Origin of the sequence: Reyranella sp. (assembly GCF_052439685.1) — a bacterium.
In the GTDB taxonomy this organism is placed as follows: Bacteria; Pseudomonadota; Alphaproteobacteria; order Reyranellales; family Reyranellaceae; genus Reyranella.
The window spans coordinates 69,882-78,247 of sequence record NZ_JBQVQG010000023.1; the positions used below are offsets into that span (position 1 = coordinate 69,882).

Here is an 8,366-nt window from a genome sequence, read left to right on the forward strand (position 1 = left end):
CTTAGCCCTCGATCTTCGAAAAATCGGCCACCGCATCCATGGTGGCGCGAATCTGGTTGAGCAGTTTCAGCCTGTTCAGGCGAACCTCCGGCCTGTCCGTCACGTTGACCGTGACCTTGTCGAACAGGGCGTCGATCGGCCCGCGCAGGCCCGCGAAGGCCGCCATGGCACCCGCGAAATCCTCGGCGGCGAGCGCCGGCTTCACCGCACGCGCCACCTGGTCCAAGGCGGAAGCAACGGTTTTCTCCTCCGCTTGTTCCAGCAGAGCGGCATCGGGTGCACCGGCGATCTTTGCCGCGAGCCCCTTTTCCTTCTTCTCTTCTGCCCGAACGATGTTGGCCGCTCGGCCATAGGCGGTGAGAAGGTTCCGGCCCGCCTCGGTGCCGAGGAACGCCTGCAATGCCTCAACCCGGGCGAGCAGCCGGACGAGATCGTCCTCGCCGCCAACGGAGACGACGGCGTCGACCACGTCGTGACGCACACCCTTCTCACGCATCTGGACCTTGAGTCGATCGGCGAAGAAGGCGAGCAGATCGTCGGCCTTGAGGAACGGCTTGAGCGGCAGCCGAAGATTGTTCTCAACCACGATCCGGATGACGCCGAGCGCGGCGCGGCGCAGCGCAAAGGGATCGCGCGAGCCCGTGGGCTTCTCGCCGATCGCCCAGAACGAGGTCAACGCGTCGAGCTTGTCGGCCAGTGCGACGGCGATCGACACCGGCGCCGCCGGACAGCGGTCGGTGGGACCTGCCGGCGTGTAATGGTCGCCGATCGCATCGGCGACGGAAGCCGGCAGCTTCTCGCCCAACGCGTAGTAGCGGCCCATGACGCCCTGCAACTCCGGGAACTCGCCGACCATACCGGTGACCAGATCGGCCTTACAGAGCCGCGCCGCCTGCTCGACCGCCGCACCGTCGGCACCCGGAACCAATTTCGCGATCTCGGTGGCCAGCGCCACGATGCGCTCGACCCGCTCGGCCTGGGTGCCGAGCTTGGCGTGGAACACGACCTGCTTCAAGGCCGGCAGGCGGCTTTCCAGGGTTGTCTTGCGATCCTGATCCCAGAAGAACTTGGCGTCGGCGAGACGGCCGCGCAGCACGCGCTCGTTGCCGGCGACGATCGTCTTGCCGCCGTCGCGCGCCACGTTGTTCGCGACCACGACGAAGCGGTTGGCCAGCGTTCCGTCGGCCTTGGCCGTTGTGAAAAAGCGCAGGTGCACCTTCATCGATACAATCAGCACTTCTGGCGGCACGTCCATGAACTGGGCGTCGATGGCACCCAGCATCGGCACCGGCCATTCGGTCAGGCCGGCCACTTCCTCGAGCAAGCCCTCGTCCTCGTTCAGCGTGATCTGCGCGTCCGCGCAAAGCTTGCGCGCGCCATCGAGGATGATCGACTTGCGCTCAGCGGTGTCCAGGATGACATGCGCCTCTCGCAGCTTGGCCGCGTAGTCGGCGAAGCCCACGACCTCGAACGCGCCCTTCGACAGGAAACGATGGCCGCGCGTCGTGGCGCCAAAGGCGATCGGCGCCATCTGGCCGCCCGGTGAAACTTCGCCTTTCAGCACCGTGCCGTCGAACAGCGCGACGATGGACTGAAGCGGGCGCACCCAGTGCATGGTGCTGCTGCCCCACTTCATCGACTTGGGCCAAGGCAGCGCTTTCAGCGCGGCATCGATCACCGACCCAAGAGCGTCGGCCGTCAGCCCGCCCTTCTTCGTGATCACGGCGAACCAGAACTCGCCTTTGCCGGTGTCACGCTTCTCGGCCTGGTCGAGCGAAGCCAGGCCCGCACCTTTCAGGAAGCCCTGCACGGCCTGGTCGGGCGCACCGACGCGCGGCCCGCGCTTTTCTTCGCTGACATCATCGCGGACGGCAGGGATGCCCTCGACGACGAGCGCGAGACGCCGCGGCGTCGCAAAAGCCCGAGCCGTCTCGAAGCCGATGCCGGCGCCCTTCAGCCCGTCACAGATCAAACGCTTCAGATCTTCAGCCGCACGCGTCTGCATGCGCGCGGGAATTTCCTCGGAGAGCAGTTCAAGAAGCAACTCGGCCATCTCAGGCAGCCCCTTCGACGGCGCTCAGGGCAGGCTTCGTTTGCGTCGCCAGCCAGGCTTCGCAGCAGGCCTTGGCGATTTCGCGCACGCGCAGAATGTAGCTCTGACGCTCCGCCACGCTGATGACGCCGCGGGCATCGAGCAGGTTGAAGGCGTGCGATGCCTTGATGCACTGCTCATAGGCCGGCAGCGGCAGTTTCTTCTCGACCAGCCGGCCGCTTTCCTTTTCGGCATCTGCGAAGTGACGGAACAGCATCTCGGTGTCGGCATGCTCGAAATTGTAGGCCGACTGTTCCCGCTCGTTCTGCAGGAAGACGTCGCCATAGGTCAGGGGCACGTCCGAGTCAGCGCGATTATACGGAAGCTCGTAGACCGACTTCTTGTCGAACAGGTACATGGCCAGCCGCTCGAGACCGTAGGTGATCTCGCCCGCCACCAGGTCGACCTCGATGCCGCCCACCTGCTGGAAGTAGGTGAACTGCGTGATCTCCATGCCGTCGCACCAGACTTCCCAACCCAGCCCCCAGGCGCCCAGGGTCGGGCTCTCCCAGTCGTCCTCGACGAAGCGGATATCGTGCAGCGTCGTGTCGATGCCAATCGCCTGGAGCGACCCCAGGTAGCGTTCGAGGATGTCGGGTGGCGATGGCTTCAGGATGGCCTGGAACTGGTAGTAGTGCTGCAGCCGCATGGGGTTTTCGCCGTAGCGACCATCACCAGGACGGCGCGACGGCTGCACATAGGCCGCGTACCAGGGCTTCGGCCCGAGCGCGCGCAGGGTCGTCGCGGTGTGGAAGGTCCCGGCGCCCATCTCCATGTCGAACGGCTGGAGGATCAGGCAGCCCTGCGCCGCCCAATAGTCCTGCAGGGTGAGAATCAGTTCCTGAAAGCACGTCGGTTTCCCGCGCGCTGTTGAGGGGTTCGACACCAGTATTCCCCGAAGCTCTAAAGGCCTTTTATTTCCGCAACTTATGGCCGTTTTTGCGGTGCGGCAAAATAGGTTCCACCCCCCAGCCGGTCAAGGCTGGTGGTTCGCTGCGGCCTTATGGCCGTGGACGACCGCATTGGCCGCATTTTTCAGCAGTGGTCGGGATGTAGGCACCGCAGCCAGCGCACTGGACGGTATCTTCGATCACTACGGGTTTGCGCAGGGGCGCTGGCGGCGCTTCGGGGGGCACCGGAGCCGGCGGAGGCGGTGGTGGGCGCTGCGGCAGATCGCTGCCGGTGAAGCGGTCGAAAAGACCCTTCCAGTGCCGGAAAGTCCTGTACACGCCGTAGAGGGCCAGGCCGAACAGCGCAATCTTGAGCAGGAAACCCATGCGGCCTTTTGCGGTTCCTGCAGAACCTGGTCAAGCGGGCTATAGATAGACGATGAGTGTGACGGAGGATCGGCCGCTCGACCTGTTCGTGGTCGGCGGCGGCATCAATGGGGCGGGCATCGCCTGCGACGCGGCGGGGCGGGCGCTGACGGTCGGGCTCTGCGAAATGAACGATTTCGCCAGCGCGACCTCATCGAAGGCGACGAAACTCATCCATGGCGGCTTGCGCTACCTGGAAACCTACGAATTCCGCCTGGTCCGCGAGGCGCTGCAGGAGCGCGAGGTGCTGCTGGCCAAAGCGCCGCATCTCTCCTGGCCCCTGCGCTTCGTGCTGCCCTACGAGCCGCATCTGCGGCCCCGCTGGATGCTGCGGCTCGGACTCTGGCTCTACGATCATCTCGACTGGCACATGACCCTCCCCAAGTCGATCCAGGTCGACCTGCCCAGGTCGAAGTTCGGAGCCGGCCTGAAGCCCAGTTTCCAGAAGGGGTTCGTCTATTCCGACGCCTGGGTCGACGATGCGCGGCTGGTGATTTCCAACCTCAAGTCGGCGCGCGCGATGGGGGCCGCGATCTATGCCCGCCACCGCTGCGTCTCGGCCCGCCGCAGCGACGACGGCAAGCTCTGGCACATCGACCTGGAAGGCCCAGGTGGCGCGCCCGTGCACCTCCGGGCGCGCGCCCTCGTGAACGCCGCGGGCCCCTGGGTGAAGCACTTCCTCGACGAGCAGACCGAGATCAAGACGCCCAAGCGAGTACGCCTCGTGAAGGGCAGCCACATTATCGTGCCCAAGCTCTACGATGGCGACCACGCCTTCATCCTGCAGAACAGCGACAACCGCATCGTGTTCGTCATTCCCTACGAGCGCGAATTCTCGCTCATCGGCACCACCGACATCGCGGTCCAGGAAGGCGAGCACCCGGTCTGCTCACCAGAAGAGATCGCCTACCTCTGCGACCTCGCCAGCCGCTACATGGCCAAGCCGGTTCGACCGGAAGATGTGGTCTGGACCTATTCCGGTGTCCGCCCCCTGTTCGACGACGGTGACGACAACCCCTCGAAGGTGACGCGCGACTATCACCTCGAGGTCGACGGCTCCCCGCAGGGCAGGGCCCCCATCCTCTCGGTGTTCGGGGGGAAGATCACGACCTATCGTCGACTGGCCGAGCATGCACTGCGCGACTTGGAACCCTATTTCCCTCGCATGGGTGGCCCCTGGACCGACGGCCGCGCCGTCTATGACGGCGAGATGGCCGACGCGCCGACCTTCGAAGAGGCCTTCGACAGGTTCGTGGACGGCGCCGCCGCCATAAAGCCCGGCCTGCCGAAGGAATTGGTTCGCATCCTCGCTCGGCGCCATGGCTCGGGCCTCGACGACCTGCTCGAAAACGTGAAGACCGTCGCCGATCTCGGCCGCCATTTCGGCGGCTCGCTCTACGAAGTCGAGGTGCGCCATCTGGTGCGCGACGAATGGGCCGTCGATCCCGAGGATGTGCTCTGGCGGCGGACCAAGGAGGGGCTGCACATGACGGCGGAACAACGCGAGGCATTCGCACGCTGGCTGGCCGAGCAGCGGCTGAACTTTACATAACTTAACTTCCGGCCCGGGCACGCTTCGCGCTTTCGGTCCGTACCCCGGGAACTACCCTTCTTTGGTGAGGTTCCCGATGTCGATCCGTTCCCTGGTCCTGCCCACCGCTCTCGTCCTGGCGGCGGGCTTCGCCTTCACCGCGCCTGCCTCAGCATTCGACTTGTTCGATGACGACATGATCGAGCTCGCACAGGCCACGCCGCCGCCCCCGGGCGCGCGGGGCGAGCGCACGCCCGGCGAAAGAGGGGCCGCGCGTCTCGAGCGCAGCTTCTCGCCCAAGTCGATGTGCCTCGACATGGCCGCCCGCCGCATCGGCGACCGCGCTTACCTGAAGGCCCGGCTTGAACTGAAGCCCGACCAGATGGCCACCTGGGCCGCCTTCGAGAAGGCAGCCGACGAGGCCAGCGCCAAGTCGATGGCCCGCTGCCAGACCCTGCCGACCGAGATGAAGGAGCGCCCGACCTATCTCGAGCGTCTTACGATGGAAGAGGACGTCATGAAGGCCCGGATCTCGACGATCGAAGCGGTGAAGCCGTCGCTGACCGCGCTGGTCGCCGTCCTGACGGCCGAGCAGAAGGCCATCCTCGACCGTCCGCGAATGGGCTTCGCCCATCGCGCCGGCGCGGCGATGAGCCGCCCCGGCCCGCGCTGATCCCTACCAGTCGCTGTGGCGGACGATCTTCATCAGGTCGTCCGCCATGGTGAGAGCCGTGAGGACGCCGGTCTTGGGATTGTCCGGCATGGCACGTCCCAGCCGTTCGAGCTTCAGTTCGCCTGAATCGGAGACGACTTCCAGCTTGCTGGCATTGGTCCCCGGCGGCAGGGTCGGATCGGCCACCAACTCGATCTCCGTCTTCTCGAGCCCCGCGCCGCACAGCGCCACCGTTACTGCCAGATTGGCATTCTTCGGGTAGAGCCGGCCGGCATCGGCGGGCGAGCCGCGGAAGATCACGGTCGGTTCCTTGATCGACGGCAGATCGAACTCGGTCTCGGCCGGCGTGCCCGCCCAAGCATGCGGCGGCTTGATCGAGATGTACTTCACCCGCTCCAGTGTCCCCAGCCGCATGGCGAGCAGCCCGTCCAGGCCGGCGATGGCACCTGCCGGCAGCCGAAGGCGCGCGCCGCCCTTCTCCGCCGCCTTCAGGTGCTTCTTCCACAGCGCCGGGTCGCCGTAGGCGCCGGTGGCGATCACCATGAAATCGATGCCCTTTTTCAGGATGGTCTCGCCCCAGTCGCGCACCGCCTGCTGGCTTGCCGCTTCGACCACCACGTCGGGCTTGAGCTTCAGCAGGGACTTCAGGTCATCGACGACAGCGACCTTCTTGCCGAGCTTCTTCTGGGTGGCCGCGACCCTGCCCTTCCGCACCAGGACACCCACGATATCGATCGGCGGCTTCTTCTCGCGAAACACGTCGAACAGCATCTGACTGATGGCGCCGTAGCCGATCAGCGCGATCTTCAGCCGCTTTTCCTTCGCCATCTATCCCCCTGGACCCGAATCACGGGGCGACTATAGCGGGCACGCTCGGCCCTTGCGACCCACCGGGGTGGCGGCTATAACCCCGGCCTCGCCGCGGGCCGGAGTCCGCAAATCCTGACGGAGCGTAGCTCAGCCTGGTAGAGCACTAGCTTCGGGAGCTAGGGGCCGGAGGTTCGAATCCTCTCGCTCCGACCAATATAAAAGGCCCATACGACGGGCTTTTAGCGGCGAGACGAGACGGCGGGTCGAAAGGCCCGCCGTCTCTGTTTGGAAGTCGTGTTTGGGAAAAGGCCGGCAGGATCGGCGCCCGCAAGATGGCCCGCCACCCGCCCAAATCGCCCCGCTGAGCGCGACCCCGCCCGGAGGCCCCGGAGTGCGCGCGACATGGACGGCGGCTGTCTGGCCGCCAAATGGCTGCCACGGGCGGCCGGTTCGGCGGAGACCGGTTCTTTGCCGGCGAACTCGTGCAAGAATTGCACAGGTTCGATATGATGGTCGGGCTGCGGCGGCATGACGTGCATGCGGGGATGAGGCCCGCCTTCTACGCTGAAATGCGCAGGACAGCCGGGGAATCCGGCCCGCAGCACTTACACCGCGTGTAACAACTGCCGCCCCTCGTCCGTGAGGCAGACACTATGCCCGCCCTCGACCAGCAGCCAGCCGCGATCGACGGCAAGCTGCACGGCCTCGCGGGTCTCGGCGACATCGGAGAGCCCGGCCAGCGACCGCCACTGCATCGGCCGGCCGGCGGTGGCATCGTACAGGGACCGCATGATGTGCAGCGCCAGGGACTCGGATTTGGAGGGCATGGGCGGGCAACGGGGGCGGCGGTGTTGGGTTTCTCGGCTGGGCGGGAGGGCTGGTGGCAAGGATTCCTTACCTACTGCACGCCGAAAAGCCAATGTTTCCGGGGCCGGAACGGGTGTTTCCAGAATTTCGGAATTTCGACATTTGGGGCTGCGCCTGCAATTGTCATGACAGGCGCACCGCTGAAGGCCGAGTGTAGTGCGGATGTACCGACAAGACGGCGGCGAAGTGAGCGGCCTTATGTAACCCGTTCGATCCACCTTGCCTGAAACGAGAAAAAGCCCGCCCCAGCGAACCGTACGATGAAATCGTACAGTTGGCCGGAGCGGGCAAGTTTGGGAGGAGTACGCCCTCGTCGGGCATGTCGGCTCCGGACGAATCCAGACCCCGACCTCTTGTGCGCCGTGGCGCAGGTTCGTCGTGATCGCATCGCCTGCGGTTTTGTGTTAATCAATCCGCCGCGCCGTAGAGTAGGTCAGCCTTCTGCAGGAGGCCCGAGGGTAGCGGCGAAACGAGGCTTAAGGGGTGACGGTCTTCCCGCCTTCCTGACTGACGGTGGAGCGATCCTGCTAGCAGGTCGCATACGACAGGCAGAGTGGACCGAGCCATTTTCCGCTGTGGCGCAGATGGCTCACCCTCCCGTCGTCGGCTTGAACACACACCGCACGACGCCGCCGCGAACGCAGACCCACCAGTCCTGATCGATCGACGGATAGAGCCCCTGCCCGACCAGGCGGCGCGGCATCAGGACGACGTCGCCGGCGCCGGTCACGATCTCGACGCCGGCCGGCGTCTCGCGGAACTTGGCGGCGTGCTCGCGGCGGCAATCCGACGGGCCGCAGCAGTGGACGCCGTCGCGGTCGACGAAGCGGGGCTCGCCATGATCCAGGCGGCGTCACCGTGCGCGAGGGCGGTGAAGGTGGCGGCGCTGAGAGCGACCGCCGACAGGCCGGCGAGACGGCCGATCACGGGCACGTCGCGACGAACCGGGCATTGAGCGAGCGGGCCCGACCGTTGGCGGCGCGCACCTCGGCCACGGTCTGCGGCGTGTCGGCTTTGCCGTCATAGGTGATCTCGCGCACCGGGAAGCCCGGCCGCATCGCCTCACAGGCCGGGGCA

Annotated in this window: 8 protein-coding genes and 1 tRNA gene; 3 read left to right on the forward strand and 6 right to left on the reverse strand. The window is 65.9% G+C overall.

What is annotated here, in order from left to right; genetic code table 11:
* Position 1 precedes the first annotated feature (1 nt).
* From glyS to ACT6UX_RS23425, 3 genes are all read right to left on the reverse strand, one after another.
* Positions 2-2,053, reverse strand: coding sequence for a glycine--tRNA ligase subunit beta (gene glyS / locus ACT6UX_RS23415; protein ID WP_444777564.1), 2,052 nt, complete (start codon positions 2,051-2,053; stop codon positions 2-4).
* Between the two features lies 1 nt (position 2,054).
* A complete protein-coding gene (locus ACT6UX_RS23420) occupies positions 2,055-2,978 on the reverse strand; it encodes a glycine--tRNA ligase subunit alpha (RefSeq protein ID WP_444777565.1) in 924 nt (307 codons plus the stop codon).
* Between the two features lie 115 nt (positions 2,979-3,093).
* Positions 3,094-3,369, reverse strand: coding sequence for a hypothetical protein (locus ACT6UX_RS23425; protein ID WP_444777566.1), 276 nt, complete (start codon positions 3,367-3,369; stop codon positions 3,094-3,096).
* Between the two features lie 52 nt (positions 3,370-3,421).
* On the opposite strand from ACT6UX_RS23425, the gene glpD reads away from it, so the two are divergent.
* Together glpD and ACT6UX_RS23435 are read left to right on the forward strand one after the other, a co-directional pair.
* On the forward strand, positions 3,422-4,960 hold the full coding sequence (gene glpD, locus ACT6UX_RS23430; RefSeq protein WP_444777567.1) for a glycerol-3-phosphate dehydrogenase: 1,539 nt from the start codon (positions 3,422-3,424) through the stop codon (positions 4,958-4,960).
* A gap of 76 nt (positions 4,961-5,036) precedes the next feature.
* Positions 5,037-5,612: a Spy/CpxP family protein refolding chaperone gene (locus tag ACT6UX_RS23435; RefSeq protein WP_444777568.1), complete on the forward strand. Its 576-nt coding sequence runs from the start codon at positions 5,037-5,039 to the stop codon at positions 5,610-5,612.
* 3 nt (positions 5,613-5,615) lie between these two features.
* Here the strand turns inward: ACT6UX_RS23435 and ACT6UX_RS23440 are convergent, their stop codons facing one another.
* Complete coding sequence (locus ACT6UX_RS23440) at positions 5,616-6,440, reverse strand: aspartate dehydrogenase (RefSeq protein ID WP_444777569.1); 825 nt, start codon at positions 6,438-6,440, stop codon at positions 5,616-5,618.
* Positions 6,441-6,558: 118 nt separating this feature from the next.
* On the opposite strand from ACT6UX_RS23440, the gene ACT6UX_RS23445 reads away from it, so the two are divergent.
* Positions 6,559-6,635: transfer RNA gene (locus ACT6UX_RS23445), tRNA-Pro, on the forward strand.
* Between the two features lie 392 nt (positions 6,636-7,027).
* On the opposite strand, the gene ACT6UX_RS23450 is transcribed toward ACT6UX_RS23445, so the two are convergent.
* Positions 7,028-7,249: a hypothetical protein gene (locus ACT6UX_RS23450; RefSeq protein ID WP_444777570.1), complete on the reverse strand. Its 222-nt coding sequence runs from the start codon at positions 7,247-7,249 to the stop codon at positions 7,028-7,030.
* Between the two features lie 629 nt (positions 7,250-7,878).
* Positions 7,879-8,019 (reverse strand): hypothetical protein, encoded by a 141-nt coding sequence (locus tag ACT6UX_RS23455; RefSeq protein ID WP_444777571.1) that lies wholly within the window; start codon positions 8,017-8,019, stop codon positions 7,879-7,881.
* Positions 8,020-8,366: the final 347 nt, after the last annotated feature.